The 23,273-nt window shown below is 60.2% G+C and carries 15 protein-coding genes and 2 tRNA genes; 9 read left to right on the top strand and 8 right to left on the bottom strand.

The genetic code is table 11. The features are described from left to right. The first annotated feature begins 55 nt into the window (after window positions 1–55). Entirely contained in the window at window positions 56–1,807 is a 1,752-nt protein-coding gene (locus KF841_16165) for a tetratricopeptide repeat protein (protein ID MBX3396890.1), read from the top strand. 93 nt (window positions 1,808–1,900) lie between these two features. Here the strand turns inward: KF841_16165 and KF841_16160 are convergent, their stop codons facing one another. Together KF841_16160 and KF841_16155 are read right to left on the bottom strand one after the other, a co-directional pair. Next, complete coding sequence (locus tag KF841_16160; protein ID MBX3396889.1) at window positions 1,901–2,827, bottom strand: prepilin-type N-terminal cleavage/methylation domain-containing protein; 927 nt, start codon at window positions 2,825–2,827, stop codon at window positions 1,901–1,903. Between the two features lie 80 nt (window positions 2,828–2,907). After that, window positions 2,908–3,318, bottom strand: a complete 411-nt coding sequence (locus KF841_16155) for a hypothetical protein (GenBank protein MBX3396888.1) — start codon at window positions 3,316–3,318, stop codon at window positions 2,908–2,910. Window positions 3,319–3,838: 520 nt separating this feature from the next. On the opposite strand from KF841_16155, the gene KF841_16150 reads away from it, so the two are divergent. The 4 genes from KF841_16150 to KF841_16135 all read left to right on the top strand — a co-directional run bounded on the left by KF841_16150 (window position 3,839) and on the right by KF841_16135 (window position 11,374). Then, window positions 3,839–7,828: a DUF11 domain-containing protein gene (locus tag KF841_16150; GenBank protein ID MBX3396887.1), complete on the top strand. Its 3,990-nt coding sequence runs from the start codon at window positions 3,839–3,841 to the stop codon at window positions 7,826–7,828. 243 nt (window positions 7,829–8,071) lie between these two features. Then, window positions 8,072–9,481 (top strand): hypothetical protein, encoded by a 1,410-nt coding sequence (locus tag KF841_16145; GenBank protein MBX3396886.1) that lies wholly within the window; start codon window positions 8,072–8,074, stop codon window positions 9,479–9,481. 15 nt (window positions 9,482–9,496) lie between these two features. Further along, entirely contained in the window at window positions 9,497–10,387 is an 891-nt protein-coding gene (locus tag KF841_16140) for a hypothetical protein (protein MBX3396885.1), read from the top strand. Between the two features lie 243 nt (window positions 10,388–10,630). After that, on the top strand, window positions 10,631–11,374 hold the full coding sequence (locus tag KF841_16135; GenBank protein ID MBX3396884.1) for a hypothetical protein: 744 nt from the start codon (window positions 10,631–10,633) through the stop codon (window positions 11,372–11,374). A gap of 157 nt (window positions 11,375–11,531) precedes the next feature. Here KF841_16135 and KF841_16130 read toward each other — a convergent pair. From KF841_16130 to KF841_16120, 3 genes are all read right to left on the bottom strand, one after another. Continuing rightward, a tRNA-Leu gene (locus KF841_16130) sits at window positions 11,532–11,613 on the bottom strand. 79 nt (window positions 11,614–11,692) lie between these two features. After that, window positions 11,693–12,982 (bottom strand): agmatine deiminase family protein, encoded by a 1,290-nt coding sequence (locus KF841_16125; GenBank protein MBX3396883.1) that lies wholly within the window; start codon window positions 12,980–12,982, stop codon window positions 11,693–11,695. A 143-nt stretch (window positions 12,983–13,125) separates the two neighbouring features. Further along, on the bottom strand, window positions 13,126–16,227 hold the full coding sequence (locus KF841_16120; protein ID MBX3396882.1) for a phosphoribosylformylglycinamidine synthase subunit PurS: 3,102 nt from the start codon (window positions 16,225–16,227) through the stop codon (window positions 13,126–13,128). A gap of 377 nt (window positions 16,228–16,604) precedes the next feature. On the opposite strand from KF841_16120, the gene KF841_16115 reads away from it, so the two are divergent. Beyond that, window positions 16,605–17,720, top strand: coding sequence for an acetyl-CoA carboxylase carboxyltransferase subunit alpha (locus KF841_16115; protein ID MBX3396881.1), 1,116 nt, complete (start codon window positions 16,605–16,607; stop codon window positions 17,718–17,720). A gap of 55 nt (window positions 17,721–17,775) precedes the next feature. On the opposite strand, the gene KF841_16110 is transcribed toward KF841_16115, so the two are convergent. Genes KF841_16110 through KF841_16100 form a run of 3 tightly spaced genes read right to left on the bottom strand, consistent with a single transcriptional unit; the run spans window position 17,776 to window position 20,542 of the window. Further along, window positions 17,776–18,840, bottom strand: a complete 1,065-nt coding sequence (locus tag KF841_16110; protein ID MBX3396880.1) for an NAD-dependent epimerase/dehydratase family protein — start codon at window positions 18,838–18,840, stop codon at window positions 17,776–17,778. Between the two features lie 35 nt (window positions 18,841–18,875). Then, complete coding sequence (locus KF841_16105; protein ID MBX3396879.1) at window positions 18,876–19,433, bottom strand: isoprenylcysteine carboxylmethyltransferase family protein; 558 nt, start codon at window positions 19,431–19,433, stop codon at window positions 18,876–18,878. Then, entirely contained in the window at window positions 19,427–20,542 is a 1,116-nt protein-coding gene (locus KF841_16100) for a 3-oxoacyl-ACP synthase III family protein (GenBank protein MBX3396878.1), read from the bottom strand. Before KF841_16100 ends, KF841_16105 begins: the two co-directional genes overlap by 7 nt. A 430-nt stretch (window positions 20,543–20,972) precedes the next feature. Between KF841_16100 and KF841_16095 the strand changes: the two genes are divergently transcribed. The 3 genes from KF841_16095 to KF841_16085 all read left to right on the top strand — a co-directional run bounded on the left by KF841_16095 (window position 20,973) and on the right by KF841_16085 (window position 23,176). After that, complete coding sequence (locus KF841_16095) at window positions 20,973–22,001, top strand: dipeptide epimerase (protein MBX3396877.1); 1,029 nt, start codon at window positions 20,973–20,975, stop codon at window positions 21,999–22,001. Window positions 22,002–22,056: 55 nt separating this feature from the next. Further along, complete coding sequence (locus KF841_16090) at window positions 22,057–22,827, top strand: SDR family oxidoreductase (protein MBX3396876.1); 771 nt, start codon at window positions 22,057–22,059, stop codon at window positions 22,825–22,827. 276 nt (window positions 22,828–23,103) lie between these two features. Beyond that, window positions 23,104–23,176, top strand: a tRNA-Lys gene (locus tag KF841_16085). Window positions 23,177–23,273 lie beyond the last annotated feature (97 nt).

Below are 23,273 nucleotides of genomic sequence, written 5' to 3'. Positions count from 1 at the left end.
TGTCGTACACGATCTCCGCGCATCGTCCGAAACGATCGCGCCGCGAGTCTTCAGAGTGAGCACACAGCAGTCCGAGAATCCGGCCAGCCCCAGAATCGAGACCGTGCTCGCCGCGCTCGGAATCGCCGCGATTGCGATACTCGTCTTTCACCCCATCCTCGACGGCCGCTTTCTAAACTGGGACGACGACCGCAACTTCCTTTCTAACGAATCGTTCCGGGGGCTTGGCGCATCGCAACTCGCGTGGGCCTGGCGAACTTTTCACCTCGGAGTCTGGCAGCCTCTGGCATGGGTACTTTTCGGAACCCAATATGAACTGGGCGGACTTGATCCGCGCATCTATCACGCTTTCAGCGTGGGGATGCACGCCCTCTGTGCCGCCACACTCTTCCTAATGGCGAAGACCATACTCGATGAAGCCGGCCGACAGGCTCCCGCTCCAGTTCGAACATCCGCGCACGGCCAGCGAACTTCCCGCGCCAACCTCATCGCGGCCGCGATTGCGGCGACACTCTTCGCCCTGCATCCCCTTCGCGTCGAGGTTGTCGCCTGGGTCTCCTGCCAGCCTTATCTGCCCTCCGCGTTCTTCTGCATGCTCGCCGTGATTCTTTACATCCGACGCCATCGCGATTCGAACCGGCCTCGAAGAAGAATTCTGTCGTATTTCGGCGTCATCACCTGTTATCTCATCGCACTGGCATTCAAGGCGCCGGCAATCACACTGCCGATCGTCCTCCTCATTCTGGACGTTTATCCGCTTCGCCGGGTTCGCGCCGATTCGAATCAGCGTTCGGCTCGCGCCAAGCATCGCTTCTTGGCCCTGGTCTGGGAGAAGCTGCCGTTCATCATGGTCGCGGTCGTCGTCGCTTTCCTCGCGATGAAGGCGAAGGACGTCAACGAATCCCGCATGCCGTTCGGTGAATGGAAAGCGTCCGAGCGTCTCGCCCAGTCCGCATACGGCGTTGTTTTCTATCTCTGGAAAACGATCTGGCCGACCGGCCTGTCGGCATTCTATGAATTGCCCAGCTCCATGAACCTGATGCAACGGCCGTATTTCGCCGCGGCGATCGCATCCCTCGCCCTGACGGCGGTCTGCCTTGTCGTTGTGAGACGACGGGCCGCGCCCCTCGCCGCGTGGACGGCCTATCTCGTGATACTCGCCCCGAATCTCGGGATGATTCAGATTTCCCAGCAGATCGCCGCCGATCGGTATGCCTACCTCGCCACGGTGCCGCTGTTTCTTCTGCTGGCCGGCGCAATCCGCGCCGCGTGGAACCGGCCATTCCGTCCGGTCCGGGCGGTTGTGATCGCCTCGGTGTGTGTCACGTGTATTGCACTCTCATTCGTCGCTCGCGGAGAGATGCGAAGCTGGCGGAATTCCGAATCACTCTGGACGGCCGCACTCGCGGTCAATCCGCGATGCGCTCACGCTCATTGCGCCCTGGGACAGGCCCTCGCGTCGGACGCCCAAACCGCGCCTGCCGGCGACCGCGACAAGCTGCTGGCGGACGCGGCGGCCCACCTTGCGGAATCCGCCCGGCTCAAGCCGGACTTCGCCTTCGCATACAGCAACCTCGGAGCGGTCTGTCTCTACGCAGGCCGATACGACGACGCCCGCGCCGCCTATGTCCGCGCCCTCGACTTCGCAAACCAATTCGCCAGTGACGAACTCTCGCGAATCCATGCCGGTCTTGCAATCGCTTTTTCGCACCTCGGTGACAAAGAAGCGGCATGGCAGCACATTCGACTCGCCCAGCGACTTGGACTGCCGCCCGAACAAGTCGAGCGCCTGCTCGACCTGATGTGAATCGCGAAAGCGCAGATCCAACAGGACATAGTACGCGAACATGCAATTCGGCGTGACTACATCAGTTACGACATGGATCAGAGTACGCAGGCGTCAAGGCATGCCGTCAGCGAACTTCCAGTTCGGCTGCCAGATTGTCGCCGTCGGCGTGATGGCTACGCGTGTGTCATAGTACTGATACTCCGCGTGCCCATCGGCAAACCCAAGCGACCACTTTGAGAATTCCTTGTGCCAGCCGAAGCGCTGCGGCGTTGCAAGTGACGACGCGACAGTCGGCCCCGCACGGTACGTCGCACTATAGAAGCCCTGCTCCGGCACGATCACGAATCGTGACGCGCTGCCGCCAACAAACGCCTTGTTGATCCGCTTGGCGTACGACTGGCCGCCTGTCTGGCCGAAAAGCTGTGCCACGGTGAAATCGCCACCGGTGAACCACGAATAGCCCTGAGCCCATCTCGTATTGAGTGTGTAACTGTTCCCGTTGGCCTCGAAGGAACTGCGCGTGTCCGTCTCCGTGAAAATGGGCGGATCGCTGATGATCGCGGTCTTATGCGTTCGGTCGCTCGGACATCGAAAAGGCAGATTGGTCGTATCCGAATCGCTGATCGATCCGGGCATCATGTACTTATTGATCGGTCGATCTTCAGCGAGATACACCGACGAATCCGCCGTGGCGAAGGTGCCGCTTTCCGGATTCGGAGCCTTGATTCCGGCAAACACCCACGGCGTCCGCACCGTCACGGTGTAGCCCGGAAGCGTCGGCGAGATATACCACGGCAGATAGGGAGCGTTGGTTCCTTCCTGTTCGCCGAGATAGCCCACGCAGGCGAGTGTGATTGTTTTCAAGTTGGACAGACAGTAAGCGATCTTGCCGCGCTCGCGCGCCTTGGACAGCGACGGAAGAAGGATCGCCAGCAATAGAGCAATGATGGAAATAACGACCAGTAATTCAATCAGTGTGAATCCGGCAGAATGCCGGGATCGCCCCCGCTCGCTGCGTACACGCATTCGTCGATTCATTTCGCAGAGCTCGATCATGTCACGCCCATTTTAATCATCCCGACGGCCGTTTTATTCCGTGAAACGGGATCCTCCCAACCCTAAACAGATGGCGGTGCGGGTTCTTCCTCAGATTCAGCCGCTTCATCATTTGCCCGAGGCTGCTTGCCAGTCGGCAACTCTGGAAAACAATGCAGACAACGCCCCTGACTGCCCGGCACATCCGACGAGAAATAATAGCTTTGGCACTGAATGCACTGTGCTGTGCGATACAGTTCTCTCTTACTGCATGCCGGACATATGTAAGGCGGAGCGGCCCCATCGACTGCCTGCTCTGCCGCAACTGCTTCCGCTGCCGTCAGTTCGGCGGTTTTTCCGCAGTCGCGGCACATCCAGGTCGTGGCGGATTCCGACGAATCAGGCACCGTATCTCCCGCGCCGCTTCGATACCAGAAAATCAGCAGCGCGGAAACCAGACAAACAGCCGCCAGTGCAATCTTCAGTTGCGTCACAGACGATTCACCTTCGATGACAGACCCGCCCGAGAGTATCGTAATTATCCGAGTTCCCAAAGTCCACCAATCGCAGGAAATGTACTACTCACATCGTTTTAAGGCGTCTCAAAATCGACACCCGCGTTTTCACTTGCTTTGCGACCCGGTCGCCGAGCCTGGTTGGCGCGAACAATGGGCCGCAAACACTTGTATCGCAGCAGCCAAAACATTACGCTGGGCAGTAATTACGGCGAGCTTGTTAACAAGGCATTGTCTTCTCGGGCGGAAGACGCACCGTTCAGAAGTCCGACCCATCGTTCGAACCCACGAATGTAGCTTGATTCGCTGATTTCTTCGTCGAGTCAGCCCGTGCCTTCGCAAGGCGGTCGGTGAAAGTACCACTTCCGCCAACTCAATCGCGGCTGGATTTGGCCGCTGAAAGGTATCTTCGAGAACAACTGAACCGCCGGCCAGAAAAGCGCCGGACGGTCCGTGCGACCAGCAAAGCCAAAACCCTATCACAGGAGGAGTCCAACTCATGCGATTCAAACAAACAGTTCAGATTGCCAGTGTCTTCGCGATGATCGTCGCGCTGGGAAGCACCCAGCAATCAGCGCACGCGCAAGTGTGGTCATCACTCATAAACGAGGGCTCGACGCCGCCGGGAACTCCCGTCGGATATGCGGTCAGTACGATCAACGCGCCCAAAATCAACGGTGTCGGCGGATGGGCAATTGTCACCAACCTTACCGGTAGCACTCCCGTCATCAGCTCCATTTACGGCGCGCCGGATGGTGTCACTCCCCCCGGATTCCTCCGATTCGAGGGAACCGTTGCCGGACTGCTTCAGAATGACTTCAACACGACCGCACTCGGTCTCGACGATCTCGGTCGGCCGCTCTATCGCTGCGGTTCGGTCGTTGGAGGAACCGATGAGTCTGCGGTTTTCATCGACGATTCATTGCTCGTCCAGCAAGGCACATTCATCGTCGGCGGCGTGCTCGACGGCTACGAAATGGACCTCTACAACGGCCCTGACATGAATCTGACGCAGAACGGCGTGGCCTGGTCTGTCGCGCGCGTTCGCAGCCCATCAAACGTGCTGGACGAGGCAGTGATCCGAGGCACCAACGAACTGATCATGATAGGACAGACCATCCTGCCGGGAATGGCCACCCCGCTGGACAACGACTCGAGTGCGACATTCGGCCGACTTTCAGTCTCGCCGAACGGCCTCGAATACATCGTTGAGGCTCAGCTCGAGACAACCGGAACCGGCGTTCCTACATCCGCGAACGAATTCATGGTTTATTCCGGTTCTCCGATGCGAATCAACGGCCAGATCGTTCAGGAAGGCCAGCCTGTCCCCGGCGGACTGCCCGGCGAGAATTTCGGCACGGCGTTTGATCCTTACGAGGTAAACGATTTCGGCGATGTCATCATGAACATCTCCTCGACTGCCGCAGCCGCCCAGAACGAAATCATCATCGTTCGAGGCCAGATTGTTCTCCGCGAAGGCACACCGATCGGCGGCGTCACCCTCGGCACAACGCCGGAATCGCTCGCGATTAACAGCAATGGCGACTGGGTTGTCGCGTGGAACACCACCAGCCCGACAGGCGAATGCATCATCTTCAATGGAAATGTGATTCTCAAGCGAGGCGACCCGGTCGACCTCAATAACAACGGCGACCCCAATGACGACGGCGCGGTGATGGCCGTCGTGAATTCGTTCCAAGGCTACGGCCTGCAGATTTCCGATCGAGACGCCTCCGGCAATGTCACGATCTATGCCAATCTCGATGTCGATACCAACGGGAGTCCGACCACCGGCGAAGTCGAGGGGCTCTATCGAATCACGCTTCCGACCGGCACGCCCACATCGCACGAACTGCAGATCAATGTCACGGTCTCGCCAGATCCCGGGTTCGAAGTCCCCGGGCAAATCGAATACACAGTCAGCGTTCGGAACAACAGCCCAACAAGCTCAACCGGCGTTACGGTGACCAGCACGCTGCCGACCGGCGTCGCCTACAATTCTGGTGACCCCGTCACGTCACCCAGCGGAAACGACGTCATTGGTAACATCGGAAACCTCGGACCCTATGAAGTCTTCAAGTACCGGTTCCTCTGCGACGTGACCACGCCGGGCCTGAAATCGGTGACCTCCGTGGTGGCCGCTAACGAAGCAGATCCAATTCCCGCAAACAATTCCATCACCGTCAGTTCCAACGTCGAACCCATCGTCGAGCTGGCGCTTTCGATCGTCGATTCGCCGGATCCGCAGAATGTGCAGAATGGCCCGATCACATACACCATTCAGGTCACCAACAACGGTCCTTCGGCCGCATCGGGAATCATCGTCAACTTCACCCTCGACGGAACGACAACCTTCTCTTCAACCGATGCCGTTGCAATTCACGATGGCTCGCCGTTTGGTGGCGTCGTCACAGCCGACATCTCCGGACCTAACGGACTGAACGGTCCCCTGCCGAACGGCCAATCATTCTCGTTCGGAGTCGTCGTGCTGCCGACCGTCGTCGGGACCATCAATGTGAGCGGCTCAGTCCTCTCGAACGAAACCGACCGAACGCCGGCGAACAACAACGCAGCCGCGGCAACCACGTACGCGCTGATATCCAACCTGGCCGTCGCGATCACGGATGCGGCCGATCCGATCAGCCCCGGCGCGGACATCACTTACACCGTGACCGTCAGCAATGCCGGCCCCACCGACGCGACCGGCGTCGTCGCTGATTTTGTGCTGGATCCGAGTACCTCGCTCATTTCCGTGACCGCGCCCGGCGCGCCCAACGGCCCGAATGTCCAGGCCGGCATCGGCAACCTGGCGAGCGGCGGCCAGGTCAGCTTCGACGTCGTTGTGAGCACTTCCGGCCTGCGATATACCCACGCCAGCGCGACGGTTACCGGCGGAGGCGTGCAGGTCGATCCGAACCTCGGAAACAACAATGTCGAGGAAGTGACGGCCGCCTTGCCGCATGCCATCGGATTGACACGGCCTATTTTCTCCGACATTGTCACCGACCCGAGTTCCGATGTTCCCGGACTGCCCGGCAGAAAGTTCACCAACTTCAAGCGACCGTGGCGCAGCCCCAACGGCGAGAACTGGATCATCGTCGGCGAGATAGATCAGAACATCAGCCCGCAGAACGATTCCGACGGCGGCGCCGATGACGACGTCATCATCCGGAGCGTCGGCGGATTCGTGGAAACCGTCGCTCAGGAGGGCGTCAGCCTGGATGACCTCGGCGAACCCTACGGCGCTTTCGATGAGCAACTTTCAATCAACGACAACGGCGACTTTGCATTCGCCACGGATACGAATACGACACTGAATGTGCCTGGTGAGATCATCGTCAAGAGCGTTTCAAACGTCTTCACAACCGTCGCTCGCGAAGACGACATCAACCTCGCAGTGATCCAGCTCTACAATTTCGACCTGCGATCCCCCGTCATCCAGAACAACGGTTCCACGTGGTTCTATGCACTGCTCGGCGCGGACGTCAATTCCATCACGGGACGTGCATTCTTCAGTGACGATGGCGGGGCACTCCAGCTCCGAAATGCCAGCGGCTATGTTCCGCAGAACCAGGTCACCAATCCCACCTGGGCATGGTACGACTGGGAGCGCTACCAGATGACGACCAACGGCACAGGTTCGAGTTATCTCGTCCGCGGTCGAACATCCAGCACGCCGACCGGCGGATCGTTTCGGCGCATCGTCGGCATCGGCACGGCCGGCAATCCCCCCGCAACTGCAACCACCGTCGTCCTGGAGGAAGGTGTCCCGGCTGCCGGGTTCGCGTCACCCATCAAGACCGGCACTGTCGCGAACTATGCGTGGATGGCGCCGAACGGCGACTGGTACGCCCGCGGCACCAACAATGACAACGAAGACTGGGTCATCCGAAACGGCGCAGTCCTCGCGAAGTCCGGCGATCCCGTTCATTCCGGCACGACGGAGGCATGGCACAACTCGACAGCGGCCAACGCGCTGAGCCCTTCACTGACCGGCGTGGCATACTTCGTTTTCGCCGGTAACAACAACGGCGATTCGATCGTCGGAGGATACACGGTCAGTCGAGACAACGATTCGAACGTCGCTCTCGTCTATAACAACGAACGTATCATTGTCCGCGAGAATGATCCGATCGACATGAACGGAAACGGGCTGCTCGATGACGACCTGTATATCAGCCGGTTTGGGGAAGACGACCTGATCATGGACGAGAGCGGCCATGCCTACATGGTAGTCGTTCTCAGAAACGCAAACGGTACCGAGGTCGGCGACGCGTTCGTTGCGATTGACCTCAACTGCAACGGCATCTACGGAGATCTGAACTCGGACGGATTTGTCGACGGTGCGGATCTGCAGGCATTCACCGAGTGCGTGCTCGTCGGCAATCCGGCCGCATCGACTTGCCGATGCGCCGACATGAATCTCGACGGCCTGGTCGACCTGAACGACATCGATACCATGGCGACCGTTCTGACCTACCAGCCGTAATCGATCGAGTTCGCGGCGGATTCCGAGGTTAACACACTTGCGGCCGGAACGTCTCATGGGGCGTTCCGGTCGCTTTCTTTTCACCCGACACGAAAACTCCGCATCTTCCGACCGACAGATCGGAAGATGCTCGAAGCAGTCTTCTCGGTCACCCGGCCGGTTATAATGCGGAGAAGCCCAATACGCCCTGCGAGGACCCGGGCGATCCGCACCAAGGAACCTGCCATGCATATGTGTGCCCGCATGTCTGCCACAATCGCCGTCGCGGCATTTTCGGCCGCATGCCAAAGCACCAGCGCTTCCGAAATCGATCGGGCCGATCCGCGCGGCGGCCTGTGTCATCATTGCGACACCAACTGTGATACCCTCACGGACATCAATGACATCGCCGACTTTGTCGCCGTGCTGATCGAGGAATCCGCCGGATGCTCGCCCTGCACAGGTGACGCGAACGAAGACCAGATCGTCGACGGAAGGGACATCCAGCCCTTCATCGACTGCCTGCTCAGCCCGCCGCCGCCGACGGGAGCCTGCTGCCTTGCCGCTGACGAATGCGTCGTCACGATTGAACCGGATTGCAACGGCCTCTGGCTCGGACCGGAAACCGCATGCATTCCCGCTCCCTGCTCATTCGGAAACCTGACCGCATATCGGCCACAGCACGGAGGCGGCTATTTCCCGCTTCCCCGATCCGCCGTCGCCGAAACAGACGAGGAAAGCCCTATCGTCGGACCCGGAATCCGGATTAACTTCCCGGGCGACAACGATCCAGCCGGCGAGGACGACCTCATTGAGCTGATCGCCGAGACAACCCGGCCGGACATACCCTTGGCACTGCGGCGCAACCATTCGGCGATTCGGATCTGGACAACGCGAAACAAGACACCCGGCACCGAAGTGCCGTTTATCAACGACAAGACCGCGGCATTGTCGCTCGATTCCGGCAGCTCTGCCGGAACGCTCTGGGTCGAATGGGCCGCCGCGGAACACGGACTGGCCGAACTTCGACTGGAGCCGCTGGATCAGTCCCTGACTCTCGACAGGATTCAGTTCCACACGTTCAGGTCCATCGTCATGGCACTTGGCGGCGAGGACCAGGTTCCGTCCGTCCCGGTTGATCCGAACCATGGCACATTCGTCGTCGGAATCGCTCTCTATCAGCGCGGATATGATGTCTATCTCTACGATGAAGACAATGTCTCGTCCACGGGCGCGGGTGCGGTCTATAACGAAATCGTCAACGCCGTCACCACACGATTCGTCGAGAACGTGTCCATCTTCGGCTACAGTCATGGCGGCGGATCGACCTACCACCTGTCCGACCGGCTCGATAACGATCGCGCCGGCATCGGCATATTTGAAATTGTCGCCACGTCCTACGTCGACGCCGTCAGGAACAACTCCGATTTCGACGTCAATCAGGAACTCCGCCGCCCGCCGGCGACCGGATATCACGCAAATCACTATCAAACAGGAACGTTGGCTGATTTTTTCCTCGACGGCGGACCCGTACCAGACTCGAATCCCGCACCCACCGGCCTTAACGTCGAAACAGTCTCCTGGGGCGTCGGAGCAACACATTTCCTCGTAGACGACTATGTGCAGGTGCGCAGCTACATCGAATCGAACTTCGTATCACGGTTCGACCCGTGACAAGAGGAACCCATCATGGCCAATAACAGCCTGTTGAAACATTCGCTTAGTCTCGCCTCGACATTGCTTCCGTGTCTCCTGAATGTCACCAGCGCGGAGCCTCCCGATTCGCCACCAGCCGCCCCGATCGTGGAGATTGTCCCGATTGAGTTCTACCAAAGCGCATTCGCCGCGCTCACGAACGCGACCGATCGGGATGCACTGGAAGGACAGGTCCGGCAGATGATCGCCGCGGACCCGGATCGCAGGCAGATCATCGAGCAGGTCGTGTGGTTCGCCGCGCAGGATCAGACGGATCCTCTCCGCCGCGTCCTCGTCGGCCGAATCCTCAAAGTCGTGGATCTTCCCACCGAACAACTCGTCCGAATCCTCGTGCCGCATCTCGACAACCGCGTTTCGAGCGTGATCGAGCGCGTTCGGGACATACTCCTCAGTTGCGAAGACCATTCGTCCACGCGCCCGCCCGATTTCTCTCCTTACCGGGCAATCATCGAAGAAGACGTCCGCGCGAACCGTGAGCCGAGTCGCTCACTGATCCGCCATATGTACCGGTCCGACCCATCGGTCGCCCTGCTGACGCTGATCCGGGCGTACCAACTCCGAGACCCGGAAGAGATCAAGCCGATTCTCTGGGCGGAACATACTATCGCCGACCTCATGTGGAAACGCCGTTACGGGTTCGTTGACCGCCGCGGCGGCGATCCTGCCGTGACGGCCGAACTCGACAAACTGGCCCGCCACGACCGTTGGTGGGTTCGCCTCTATGCCGCCGAGATCATCGCCGCCAACCCCGAGCTGGCCACCGCCTCCACGCGAGCCCGCCTCGAAACCGACACCCAAGTCCTCGTGAAGCAAGCCGTCGGCCGCGCGCCCGCCGATCCCGCGCAGCGGGGCGACGATCAATAGGCGCCGTGCCCTGGTTCGGTGTCTGTCCCCTCATCGAATTCCGGAGCGAGGATAAATCAGTTGCGGACAGGCCGATCGCCCTGCTGGCAATCACGACCGTTGCCCGGATAAGATGAGCATGTTCGAGCCGGGAAATGCGGCAGCATCCCAGCCAATACGGTTGATCGCCCAATCGATAACACATCCAACCGGATCGGCGCCGTCAGTTGTTTCCCAGGCCATGAAGATTCTGTGAGCTGACACATGACCATACGCAAACTGCATCAGGATGTGCTTTCAAGGCTGCTCGCGCTCGCACTCTCCGTTGCGCTGCTCGGAGCCCAGTGCGATCCGCCTCCGAGCGGTAATAACAACAACAATCCGAATAACAACAACCAGGGCAATGGAAACACGTCGCTCGATGATCTACCCTTCGCCCAGTTGACTGGAAACGAGCTGATGGTCGAAGGCGCTCGCATCAGCGAAATGAATGGCGATTCGCGAACGCGCGATGAGAAATTCACGGCCGCCTACACGCTCACACCCACCTCCGCCGACACGCGCGAGGTCATCATAAATTTCAACGAAGTTACAACCGCCATTTTCGGAGATATCACCGGCCAGGCGCACCTCACTTATGAGGAATCCGGCACCGATGTCTCGCTTGAGCTGCAATGCACGACGACGAACTACTCCGGGACCATCGAGTGGGATACGATGGTCCAGGGAACGTACGACTACATCCCGGCACTCGGCACGACTTCACTCACGCTCCACGCAGTCGATGTGTCCAGTCCGGAGTACATTGTCACCTTTTCGACTCCGGGATGCCCCGAACTTGATAGCATGGACCCGGCCATGTACGCATGGCAAGGCCCCGGTCAAGGCGTGTGGGGCTTCGTTACCATCGTGCTTAACAACGGCCAATTCACGAAGAAACTCGATAACCCGCTGGCCGACGATCTCGGGGCTTCTGATTTCTATGAGATCCAGATAGGCGGGCAGTGAAGTCCGCACGACGGCGTCTGCCACCGTTGCGGCACACTCGGCGGGCCGACGGCATGTCGCGCCGGCAAATGGCGCGATCAGCCAATCCCAGCGCAAGCAAAATCCCTGTGATGATCAGGATGCCTTGTTTCAGAGATGCCAGGAGGCGGCCGCTCACTGCGCGAGGCGGGAATCGAACCCGCACACCTTGCGGTACAGGATCCTAAATCCTGCGCGTCTGCCAATTCCGCCACTCGCGCGACCTGTTGATTCTAGATCACTTGGCGCAACGGCTCAACTTTGAGTGACCAGCCGTGCCCCGGCACGAAATGGGCAGTCTCACGGCAAGCCACCGGCCGACTCATCCGCCGAGGTCCCGCGCCCGATCACATTCGCCATGCACCGAATCGCCCCCAGCAGGTGACACACAGCCGAGGTGTCGATCGGACGCACCGACATCCCCATCGATTCGTACGCCCGTCGCGACGCCTCGTCCAACGCAGGAATGCCGTACGTCGGCATGTACACGACACGCCGACCGCCGATTGTCTCCTGAAGCACATTGTTGTAGCTCACAATGAAGTCACCGTGGCGACAATCAACGTACGGCAAACGTCGCACCCGATAGCCCTCCCGCTCCAGCGCGGCAGCCACCTGATCGAAGCGTGCGCATCGCTCCGGCGAGAAATCCGGCGCCTTCGCATCCGGCATGTCCGGCCGAATGAAAAGCCGTTCGTCCAACGCCCGCCGGGACGACTCATCCGCCGTCGACATGAGCTCGCCGGCCAACCGGGGACTGCCGACAAGCACATCCCCTTCGTCCACAACGGTAATGAACATGTCAATGTGCGAAACGGGCGGCAAGCCCGACCCGTCGGCCACAAGCATCACGCGCGGCTTGAAAGTCCGCGCCAGTTCCGCGCGCGTCTGATCCTCGGTCAATCGCCCGAGATTCTCTCGCATGACATTCGCCCCGACGAGTACGTGACGGCCCCCGTTCAGCACGTTGCCGCCCTCCAGAATCAAGGGACTGTCCGCGATGCCGTACGACGCGCCGAACTGCCTGAGCAGCTTCGGAATCTCCCGCTCCGCGGCCCGGCGAACCGCGTCGAAGTTCTGAACAATCTGCGGCACCATCACGATCGACTCGCCACTGACCGCAGAGATCGCACCGATGTATCGGTCACGCGACCAGATAAGCATCGGTCGCGGTATGCGCCGCACATGCACCCCCGACCGACTGTCGAATCCGGCGCTCGCCAACCGGCTGGAAAGTGCCGCGCACGTGGCATCACTGTTACAGATCAGGCTGACGCCCGCCGTCAGCGGCAAGGCGGCCAGCAGGTCGCGCATCGGCGTCCAGAGCTGCTCCAGAAATTCGTCCGGCACATGAATGACGATGTACTCAATCCGTCCGTCATACTCTGACAAAGGTACAAGCGATCGCGCCGCCACGCTCGCGCCGATATCAATCGCCGGAATGAGGCCACCGCCGGATTCCCCGCCTCGAGCGGGCTGACTCGCCGCGCGTCGAGCCGCCTCGCGCGATGTCCCCCCGTCGCCGGGACCGGCCCGATCACAACTCATGCCAAATACCAGGCATGCCACGGCGAGCATACCGGCCGACATCACCGAAGCCCTCTGAGACCGGAAACCTCTCGACATCGCCAGCCTTCACCCAACAGGTTTCTTCGCCGTTCGGGTCGCATACGGCACATCAACCGAAATCGCCCCCGGAGCCCCCGCACATCCCGAACCACGTCATTGAAGACTCACCAATCGAGCGGCTGGCGCCAGGCGGCCCGAAAATCGCTTACCGCTGCCGCCGAATTCGCCGCCGCCGCCCAATCAATCTTGCGCCCCGCGGCCTCCGAATCGTCCGCCGACACAAACAGGAATCGCTCCTCGCCGTAAGACGCAACCGGCCTCAATCGCGCAACCGGTATCACCGCGACACCTTCGATTTCGGCCAGCGATGCCAACGCGGAGGCATCACGCATCTGAACGACATAAGCGCTCGCCGCCGGAGCGAATGGCCGACTCGCAGGCCCATCCTTCGCCAGCAGATACGCCGTCATGCAAGGACGCGCCATCGCCATTTCGACGACAGCCGTCGCGACGCCGCCGTCCGAAACGTCGTGGACCGCCACAATCGCCCCCGCCGCGATGGCGTCCGCCAGCGCCGCGTGCATCCGGAACGGTGATGCCGGATCAATGGCATTCCAGTCCGAGACGGTCGTTCCGACATAGTGCAGCACGATCTCATCCGCTTCGCCATCCGCGCCGGCATTGAATCTCGGCATCGGCTGAATCGTCCGGCTCACGTCGTCCACGATTGACAACGCGGAGATCAGCAATGTGTACGGGATCGACAGCTTGTTCGGACGCCGCGACATCTCCGCCTCGACAAACGGTGACGTTTCGCCGTACTGTTCGCGGATCACTTCCAGCAGCATCGCCGCGTCCTGGCGACTCATCGCAAAGACGTTGTTCAGTGAATCCTTCCCGCTGATGAATGGCAGCCCGTATCGCCTGGCTCCGTCATAGCATGCCTGGCACGCCCGAACCAGCGCCCCCAGCGCGACCGGATCATCGGAAGCAGGCCAGCAGAAATTGTCGAGAATCGCCGTCTTTCGCGGGTCCCCGCCGACACACACCACATTACGCAGCGCCTCGTCGATCGCCGCGATCGCCATCCAGTACGGATCAACATCCGCCAGCTGCGGCGCTATTCCGCAGCCGATCGCCACGCCACGCATCGATCCCAGCACCGGCCGGATCACGGCAGCGTCCGTTGGCCCCTCGCCCGGCCCCGTCCACGGCTTCACGACCGAGCCGGATTGGACTTCATGGTCATACTGACGGTAGATCCAATGCTTGCTCGCGATTGTCGGCTGCGAAAGCACGCCGTTCAGTCGCCTGGCCGCCTCCACCGGCGCCATGGCCGCGTGAGCATCACCCTTGGGTGCCGTCAACTTGGCGTCCTTCACAACGGCGGGCCATTCCGCGACGCGTCGATCGCGCGGCACACCCTCGTGCAATAGCGTCATATCCAGATCGCCGACCACGATGCCCGAATACCGCACCACCAGTCGCTTGTTGTCAGTGAATCGACCGATCACCGTCGCCTCGACCGATTCGGCCCGCGCAAGCGAGAGAAGCGCCTCGACGTTCTCCGGCGGCACCGACAGGACCATCCTCTCCTGCGCCTCCGAAATCCAGATCTCGTCGTAACGCAGTCCGGCATACTTCAGCGGCACACGCTCCAGGTCGACTTCCGCGCCCGTCTCCGCACCCATCTCGCCGATGGCCGATGACAATCCGCCGGCGCCACAATCCGTAATCGCCGAAAAAAGGCAGGGCCCTGGCGCGCCGTCCACCGATTGTCCGCTGGCGATCAGAACCAGATCGAGAACTTTCTTTTCCTCGATGGCATTGCCGATCTGCACCGCGTGCGAGAATTCGTCCTCGTGTGTGTCCGTCATCTCCGCGCTCGAGAAAGTCGCGCCATGAATCCCATCACGCCCGGTTCGACCGCCGATCAGGACAATCGCGTCGCCCGGTCGCGCAGACTTCTCAATCCGATCGCGCCGAATCAACCCGACACAGCCGCAATAGACCAGCGGATTCCCCAGGTACCTCGGGTCGAAATGCACGGCGCCATTCACCGTCGGTATCCCCATCCGATTGCCGTAATCGCGCACACCGGCCACGATCCCCCGCAAGCTGCTCTTCGGATGAATGATGCCCTTGGGAACCCGGTCGATCGGCCAGTCCGGCGGCGCAGCACAGAACACATCGGTATTGGCAACGGGCTTGGCTCCCAATCCGCAGCCCAGCACATCGCGAATCACGCCCCCGATTCCCGTCGACGCGCCGCCATACGGCTCGATCGCGGAAGGGTGGTTATGCGTCTCGACTTTGAATGCAATGCCGTACGTCTCGTCAAAGGCGATCACGCCGGCATTGTCGACGAACACCGACAAACAGGTCGGACCGCGTCCATCCGCGTTCAATTCTCGCGTCGCCCGAGCGATCGTATCCCGCAGCAGATTTTCATATTCATAGGTCACGCTCGCCGAGCGATCCCTCTCGTCAGCGACAGGCCGAGCAAAGCTCCATGCCGGAAACGGCGCGCCTCGGTACTGATACGGCGACTTCAACGTCTTATGAACACAATGCTCAGACCACGTCTGGGCCAGCGTCTCCAGTTCCAGGTTGGTCGGATCCCGCTCCACAGACTGGAAGTACGTCTGAATCGCCCGCATTTCGGCTGACGACAGAAACAAATGCCCATCTCGGCTGAGTCGATCGAGCGCCGCCCCGTCCAGATTCCGGATCGCAACGTTTACCAGGCTGAACTCATACCGCGGAGCGGTCGGGGGCGCCTTGATCGGAGGCGTACCGACATAGACATCCTCGATGCTGGCATTCCCGATCAACCGGCTGATTCGCGGCAGATCCCGATCCTGCGGAATTGGCCGAAGCTCATACCGCCGCGCGGTCCTCACGCCGGCTGCCTGAATTCCCAGATCCGCCAATGCCAGGACCGTGGACTGCGCGACATGGTCCATCACGCCCGGCTTCAGATGCACCTCGATCGCCAACTCGTTTCCCGGGTCGACGATCAACTGCCCTTCCCGATGAATCGAGTATGTCTCCACAACCGGGTCCGAAAGCAGCGCCTCCGCGATGCGTCGCGCCACCACTTCGTCATCGCCGTCCACATTCGGAAGATCAATCAGAAAGACCCGGCCGCTCCGAACGTCCTCAACGGAATGGATTCCGAAATCACGGAGCAACTGCCACAACCGCCGCCCTGTCGCGTCCGATAATTCCGGTCTGATCGAAACCTGAAATCGCCAGATGGCCATACGGCGTTCCTATAATATTCTGCTGCGGCAAGAATGCCTTAACTACTTATTATATATTGGTTTGTATCTAAATTGATGCGGTCGGAGCGCGGCTAGTCTAAGCACCTGATGGGTTGCCGTCAATTTTCACTTGTCGATGTAATGATGGCGGACTACGCTAGTCTTTGCGGCGGCTCTCTGTCGATGCAGCCATTCGACTGCCACCGGGAGCACCCGCAGTGCGTGCCTCGCCGTACGCAAAGCAGGTATGAAGGAATCGTGTCCGGGATTTCAATTCCGTGATGCCGCTTTCTTTCCGGGATCGGTTGGTTCATGTATTCGGCGTCGTTGAGTCGCGCCATCCAATCCGGACGAGTCGGCATGAGGATTTCTAATCTATGAGCGAAAACAGCAACGGCGCCCGCTCCTTTGAGTTGGGAGCCTACTTGGAATTCGAACGACCGCTGGCCAAACTGGAAAAACAAGTCGAGGAACTGGAGGCCGCCCAATCCGTAACCGGCCGCGACCATTCCGAGATGATCCGAACACTCCGAACCGAGTTGCAGGCGGCCCGAAAGAAGCTGTACTGCAATCTTGACGCATGGGAAACGGTTCAGATGGCTCGGCACCCGAAGCGTCCGCTCGTGCCGGACTACCTCAACCTCATGGTTCGCGACTTTTGCGAGCTTCACGGTGATCGAAACTTCCGGGACGACCGGGCCATCATCACCGGCTTCGGCCGCATCGGCAGCTTCAAATGCCTGTTCGTCGGGCACAACAAGGGAAAAGACACCAAAGAGCGCATCGAAAACTGCTTCGGAATGGCTCATCCGGAAGGATATCGCAAGGCGCTCGCGAAGATGAAGCTTGCCGAGAAATTCGGCCTGCCCGTCGTCTGCCTGATTGACACCGCTGGAGCCTACCCCGGCATCGGCGCGGAAGAGCGCGGCATCTCAACGGCGATTGCAGTCAATCTCATGGAGATGGCCCGGCTTCGAACGCCCATTGTCTGCGTCGTCATCGGAGAAGGCGGGTCCGGTGGCGCGCTGGGCATCGGAGTCGGAGATCGACTCGCCATGCTCGAGCACGCCTACTACTCCGTGATCTCACCCGAAGGCTGTGCGGCCATCCTCTGGAAGAGCGCCGAGCACGCAAAGACGGCCGCCAACGCCCTCAAATTCACCTCAAAAGAGCTGAAGCATCTACACCTCGTCGATGATGTGATCAAGGAACCGATGGGCGGCGCTCATCGCGATCCGGCCGCCGCGGCGGCAAGCCTTGAACAGTACATCGTTGAATCGCTCAAGGAGCTTCGCCGATCCAAGATCGACACCCTCCTCAAGCGGCGATACAAGCGCATTCGCGAAACCGGCAGCTTCTTCACGGACAAGTCCAACGTGAAACCTGCCAAGCCGGCGAAGCCGAGATCCCGAACCAAGGGTGTCACGACCCGCGCGTCGGCTCCGATCGTTCGGCAGACGTCGGCCACCTTCGCCGCAGCGCCGCACCTGTAACGGATTTTGATGATTGGGCAGCTTCCATCTCTTCAATGGAAGCTCCGCGCGCCGATCACGCATCGGACCGAAGCGCTTTTCTCGATTTCATCTGCGAATCGCGGGCAGGCGCGAAGGACGAAGGCTCCCCCCCATACTCCGCACGAAACCATTCCACCGCGCGACACATGCCGTCGGCGAATGTGACCTCGGGTTTCCAGCCGATCAATTCCTGGGTATGCCGACAGGACACCCGCTGAGGCAGACCCGTCAGCGCAACCGCCGACCGACGAATTGAATCGCGACGAGGCGATTTGCGGAAAATCCGCTCCCCCACCATTCCTGCCAGAAACGCCAGCCAATAAGGCGTTCGCCGGGTCACGCGCGGAATGCCGAAACAATCGGCCATCGCGTCGAAGTACTGACGCTGCGTCACCCGCTCAAAACCGGCCGCAATCAGAATCTGCCGGGCCGCCTTCGGCACCCTGCCCGCCAGCATGATCGCCCGCGCCACGTCCGCCACATAGACCATCGCCATCTCGTTGTCGCCGCTGCCCACGAGTGACATCATCTTGTCGCGCATCGCCGGCTCGACGTGCGTCTTCATCGTCCGGTTGCCGGGACCGAACAGGTAGCCCAGCCGCACGATCACCCACTCCATCTCCGGCGGACAGGACTGCCGCACCAACTCCTCCGCACGCAACTTTGCCCGACCATAGGGAAACCACGCCGGAGGCATCGGCGTCGGCGTGAATTCGTCGATCTCCTGTCCCGATTTGAACAGCTTCGGATGATAGATTCCGCAGGAACTCACCTGAACGAAGCGCCCGACTCGATTCGCGGCAGCCGCCTCAAGGACGCGCCGTGTACCGTCCACCGTCGTCCGCTGGAACTCGGACTCGCTGCCGACGATCTCCACGCGGGCGGCCGCGTGATAGACCACGTCGCAGCTTTCGCAGGCGCGAACGAGCGAATCAGCATCGTCCAGATCAGCCGGAACCGGCTCAGCGCCGAGAGATTCCACCTCGACGCGCTTCTTCTCGGAGCGCACGATCGCACGCACGTCGTCACCCGCATCGCGCAACGCCGCGATGAGATGGCTCCCGACAAATCCGGTTCCGCCTGTGACAAGGGCTTTCATGAGATCTCGCGAAGCTGGGAATAGGCAATCGCGATCTAATCGGCCGGCCGCGATGGCAGCCAACGATTGACGCGCGAGCAATAGTCGATGTACGACTGCCCGAATCGCCCACGCAAGTTGGGCTCCTCGATCTTCGTGACCTGCAGATGCGCCAGCGGCATCCCGACGAGCACCAGGACGAAGATGCCGATCGAATTCAGCGCGATCGCCTCTCCCAGAGCCGTGACAAGCAGGGTGATCACCACCGGATTACGAACCCAGCGGTAAGGCCCGGTCGCCACAAATACCTTCGGCGGATCGAACTCGACGTGCGGGCCCCGCCCCAGCGCAATCAACCAGCCGGAGCAGAACAGATAAGACGCCAGGCCAATGATGAAGATCGAATGCCCGATCAGCGCGCCAAATTGCCGCCAGAAATTCCGAGCTTCGCCCCAGAAGGTCGTGTCGCTGACAATCAGTTGGCCCACGACATGAAAAATCGAAGGCACAAGGCCCAGAATGAAAAGCAGAAAGGCTGCGGTGAATACCACAGCCCTTAGTGCGAATGGCTTTTCCGATGGATCCGGTGTTTGCGGAGGAAGATTCTCTACCATCGAACCGCGAAACCCGCCGTCATCCACTTGCTCGATTCGACCGCGTGCACGATGGCCAGCTCGCCCGGCTTGATCTCGCCTTCGCGAACCATCTGGTCGAAGTGCAGAAGCGTCGCCGCTCCGCCGCAATACCCGATCTTGTTGCTTCGGAACTTGATGTTGTCCCGCCCGATGTGCAACCGATCGAGAAACGCCGGAATATGGTCTTCGTACAACTGCGTCGTCGGAATCGACACAACGTAGTGGTCCACCGTGCCCGGATTGATCTTCAATCGAGTGGTGAAATTCACGAGCCCCTGCAAGAGCAGCGGCGCCGCGTTGTCATTCACCGCGGTGAAATCCTGCCAAAGATGATGCAGTCCCTCGTTGTAAAGCTCCGGAATCTGCTGCGTCGTCTTCATCAGGTCCGCAGCAGCGCCACCCGCGGTCATACCCGCCGGTCGGCCCGCGCCAACGGACTCCACAAATGTATCGATAATGCGACGGCTCGTGTCGCCTTCGTCCGCCGCCTTCAACACCATCGCCCCGGCGCCGTCCGCGAGAATCCACCGCAGCGCGGCATGAACTTTGTCCACCTTTGGCTGGTTGAAGTAGCACGACCGCAGATAAATCGACGAAAGCTGGCTGTAGCAGACCAGCGCCGACTTGTAGCGACCGGTCCGGATCGCGTCAAAAGCAATCTGAGTGCTCTTGCCGACGCCCGAGCAGTTCGAGTGAACCTCGATCTCAGCGCAGTTCTGAATCGCCAGCCGCTCTTGAAGCAGCGCACTGGTCGGCGGCGTACTCTGATCATAAGAAGGACAGGAGATCAGAAGCAGCTCAATTTCCTGCGGCTCCATGTCCGCCATCTCCAGCGCGCGACGAGCTGCCTGCTCAGCCAGCGTGCTGAAGTTGTGTGTCATGTCGCCGGTCTCGGGATCAACGGCGAAATGCCGGGTCTTCACACCGCCACGATCAAGCATCTCCTGACCGAGGTTGCCGACAAATCGCTTCACCTTCGTCGGTGCGTTATCAAGGGGACCGAGAATCGCTTCAACACGATCATTCGGAACCGGCGGACCGGGAAGAAAACTACCGGTTCCGGCGATTTTGACAGGTATCAGTGACAATGACATAGGTCTCCCAAATTAACGATCACCGCGCTCGCGGCTGCAGGCCATTTCCACGCGCCTGCATGGCAACACCCGATTCGCATTCCCCCAATTCGGCAAACGCGAAGCCGCGTATCATAGCCGCCCTCGCTGCCGATGGGGAGTCCATTTGCGAACTCGCGGTCAAATAGACCCGTCTGCTTCCGACCGCGAAATCATACCGAACTCGCGGCAGGACGCAACAAAGCCCCCCGGCGATTGCCGCATCCGCCCTTATTGTTTGTCCCAGCATAAGTTACACTCCATATGTACCCGGGAACCCCGCCACAAACCTTCCCCCCAAAAACCGTCCCCGAAGGCCGCCTCGACCGCACCCTTATCCGCCGCTCCAATTCATCGACTTTGGACGCTTGGCGCAATCGCGATACCACATTGAAATCCGACAACGATGAAACTCACATGGCGGCGAATTTCAATCAGGCCCACAAACCCATTCCGCACCGCGAAAGCGGTACGACTGGACAAGGAAACCATCTGGGTTCAACTCGAACACGATGGCGTGGTCGGCTGGGGCGAAGCGGTCCCGATGGACACCTATCGACAAACGCTCGATTCATCCGAAGCCGCACTGCACTCAATGCAGGCGCTGCTCGCCGGTCGAAACCCGATTCACATCGAAGACATCAGCCACGATCTCATCGCCCGCTTCGATGACCAACTCGCCACGGTCGCCGCTGTCGACGCCGCGATTCACGACTGGATCGGCAAACGTCATGGCGTGCCAACCGTTGAGTGGCTCGGCCTGAATCCGAAAAACCATCCACTCACTTCCTTCACAATCGGCATCGATGATTCCGAAATAGTGGCTGCCAAGACGCGCGACGCCGCCGAGTTTCCAATCCTCAAGGTCAAAGTCGGAACCCCCGAAGGCGACCAAGCCCTCCGCGTCATTCGTCGGAACGCACCGGACAAGTTAATCCGAGTCGACGCCAACATGGGCTGGACCGTCCGACAGGCGCTCGAAGCCCTTCCAGAGCTGAAAGAATCCCGCGTCGAATTCGTCGAACAGCCGCTACCCGCCAACGATATCGACGGCCTGCGACGACTGCGCGAGGCCGCGATCCTTCCGATCATCGCCGACGAAAGCTGCGTTCGACCTGCCGACGTCCTTCGCCTCGCCGGTTGCGTCGACGGCATCAATATCAAGCTCGGAAAGTGCGGCGGCATCAGGCCGGCACTGAAAATGATCCACCTTGCGAAGGCTTACGGCATGAAAATCATGCTCGGCTGCATGATCGAAAGCTCGCTTGGCATCGCCGCGGCCGCGCAGCTTGCCCCGCTTGTCGATTGGCTCGACCTCGACGGGCATTTGCTGATCAGCAACGATCCATTCACCGGAATTGATGGGCGATGCGGCAGGCTGCGCATTGGTGGCGGCCCCGGCCTGGGTGTAACAGTTTCAAATAGCAACGCGTAGCCCGCTATATCGCCGACAGAAGCGACCGGTTCGCAGCTGCCCGGATGCAAGACCCATGACACACGAAGACGCGGTCTTGATGAACAAGAAGTCGAACGACTCCGCACGGGACCATCCGAACGAAAGGAAGATCATGCCCGAAACCACTGGCTCAGTTCGCGGGAAGGTGGTCCTCCTCACGGGAGCAACCGGACCAATGGGCCGAGTCCTCGTCGATGAATTTCTCGATGCCGGCGCAAAGCTCGCCCTCGGCGTCCGGCGCATGGCGAACCTGCCGCAACTCGAGCTATCCCTCGCGAAACGCGGCGAGTCCCCCATGATTATCCCCTGCGATCTGCGATATGAGGAAAACGTCGTCCGGATCATTCATCGCGTCGTGCAGCGCTTCGGACGAATCGACGCCATTGTCAACGCCGCCCTCGTCCTCGGACCTCGCCTCCCAATCATCGATTATCCGGCAGACCCCTGGCGCGACGTCATATCGACAAATGTCACCGGCGCCTACCTGCTCTGCCGCGAGGCCCTGCCGTGGATGGTCCGCCAACGAAGCGGATCCATCGTCCACATCACCACGCCGCTCACCACCCACGTCAAACCGGAATGGGGCGCCTACCTCGTCGGAAACCACGCCGTCGAAGGATTGACTCGGCTGCTCGCCGCGGAACTCAAGGGAACCGGCGTGCGGGTCAATGTTGTCGATGTCGGAATGATGACATCCGAACTCAAACCGGCAGGCCGCGCCGCTGATTGGACCCGAACCATCCTTCATCTCGTTTCTGACGACTCCTCCGGCCAGTCAGGTGAACGCATTACCGCTCACGCATGATCCCTTCGCCACTCAAGACAATCCGGCGATCCGGCCATTTGCCGACCGGGGCCGACGAGGCCCCTTCCGAAGGGAAAACCCGTCACAACATTCACATGAGGAGTTCTTACAACGCCGTGCGCGTGCCGTAAGCATACCCAGGTCAAAAACCAATCGACACAACCTCCGCGGCCACCCACTGGCCCCGCGCGGCCAGTCCATTCACCCACCTCGCTTGCCTTCGCCCCGCCCGAAGAATAAAGTAAGGCGTTCCTGTTCAAGGTCTTCAAAATGAGCGGGAGCGTAGCTCAGCCGGTAGAGCAGCGGCCTTTTAAGCCGTTGGTCCTGGGTTCGAATCCCAGCGCTCCCAGTCGCCCCACTTTCTTATTACTCAAAGCCAAAAAACTTCCGCTTGTTTTTAGGGATCGATTGCTTCGGGTGTCGCACCGGTGGAATACGACATCGAG

Source organism: Phycisphaerae bacterium, assembly GCA_019636475.1.
Lineage (GTDB): Bacteria > Planctomycetota > Phycisphaerae > UBA1845 > UTPLA1 > JADJRI01.
This window is presented reverse-complemented; position numbering and strand designations above follow the sequence as displayed.

Bases quoted from the DNA above. Each gene is read 5' to 3' on its own strand.
- KF841_16160 (MBX3396889.1), bottom strand. From the start codon at position 2,827: ATGAATCGACGAATGCGTGTACGCAGCGAGCGGGGGCGATCCCGGCAT.
- KF841_16150 (MBX3396887.1), top strand. From the start codon at position 3,839: ATGCGATTCAAACAAACAGTTCAGATTGCCAGTGTCTTCGCGATGATC.
- KF841_16145 (MBX3396886.1), top strand. From the start codon at position 8,072: ATGTCTGCCACAATCGCCGTCGCGGCATTTTCGGCCGCATGCCAAAGC.
- KF841_16140 (MBX3396885.1), top strand. From the start codon at position 9,497: ATGGCCAATAACAGCCTGTTGAAACATTCGCTTAGTCTCGCCTCGACA.
- KF841_16135 (MBX3396884.1), top strand. From the start codon at position 10,631: ATGACCATACGCAAACTGCATCAGGATGTGCTTTCAAGGCTGCTCGCG.
- KF841_16125 (MBX3396883.1), bottom strand. From the start codon at position 12,982: ATGTCGGCCGGTATGCTCGCCGTGGCATGCCTGGTATTTGGCATGAGT.
- KF841_16120 (MBX3396882.1), bottom strand. From the start codon at position 16,227: ATGGCCATCTGGCGATTTCAGGTTTCGATCAGACCGGAATTATCGGAC.
- KF841_16115 (MBX3396881.1), top strand. From the start codon at position 16,605: ATGAGCGAAAACAGCAACGGCGCCCGCTCCTTTGAGTTGGGAGCCTAC.
- KF841_16110 (MBX3396880.1), bottom strand. From the start codon at position 18,840: ATGAAAGCCCTTGTCACAGGCGGAACCGGATTTGTCGGGAGCCATCTC.
- KF841_16105 (MBX3396879.1), bottom strand. From the start codon at position 19,433: ATGGTAGAGAATCTTCCTCCGCAAACACCGGATCCATCGGAAAAGCCA.
- KF841_16095 (MBX3396877.1), top strand. From the start codon at position 20,973: ATGAAACTCACATGGCGGCGAATTTCAATCAGGCCCACAAACCCATTC.
- KF841_16090 (MBX3396876.1), top strand. From the start codon at position 22,057: ATGACACACGAAGACGCGGTCTTGATGAACAAGAAGTCGAACGACTCC.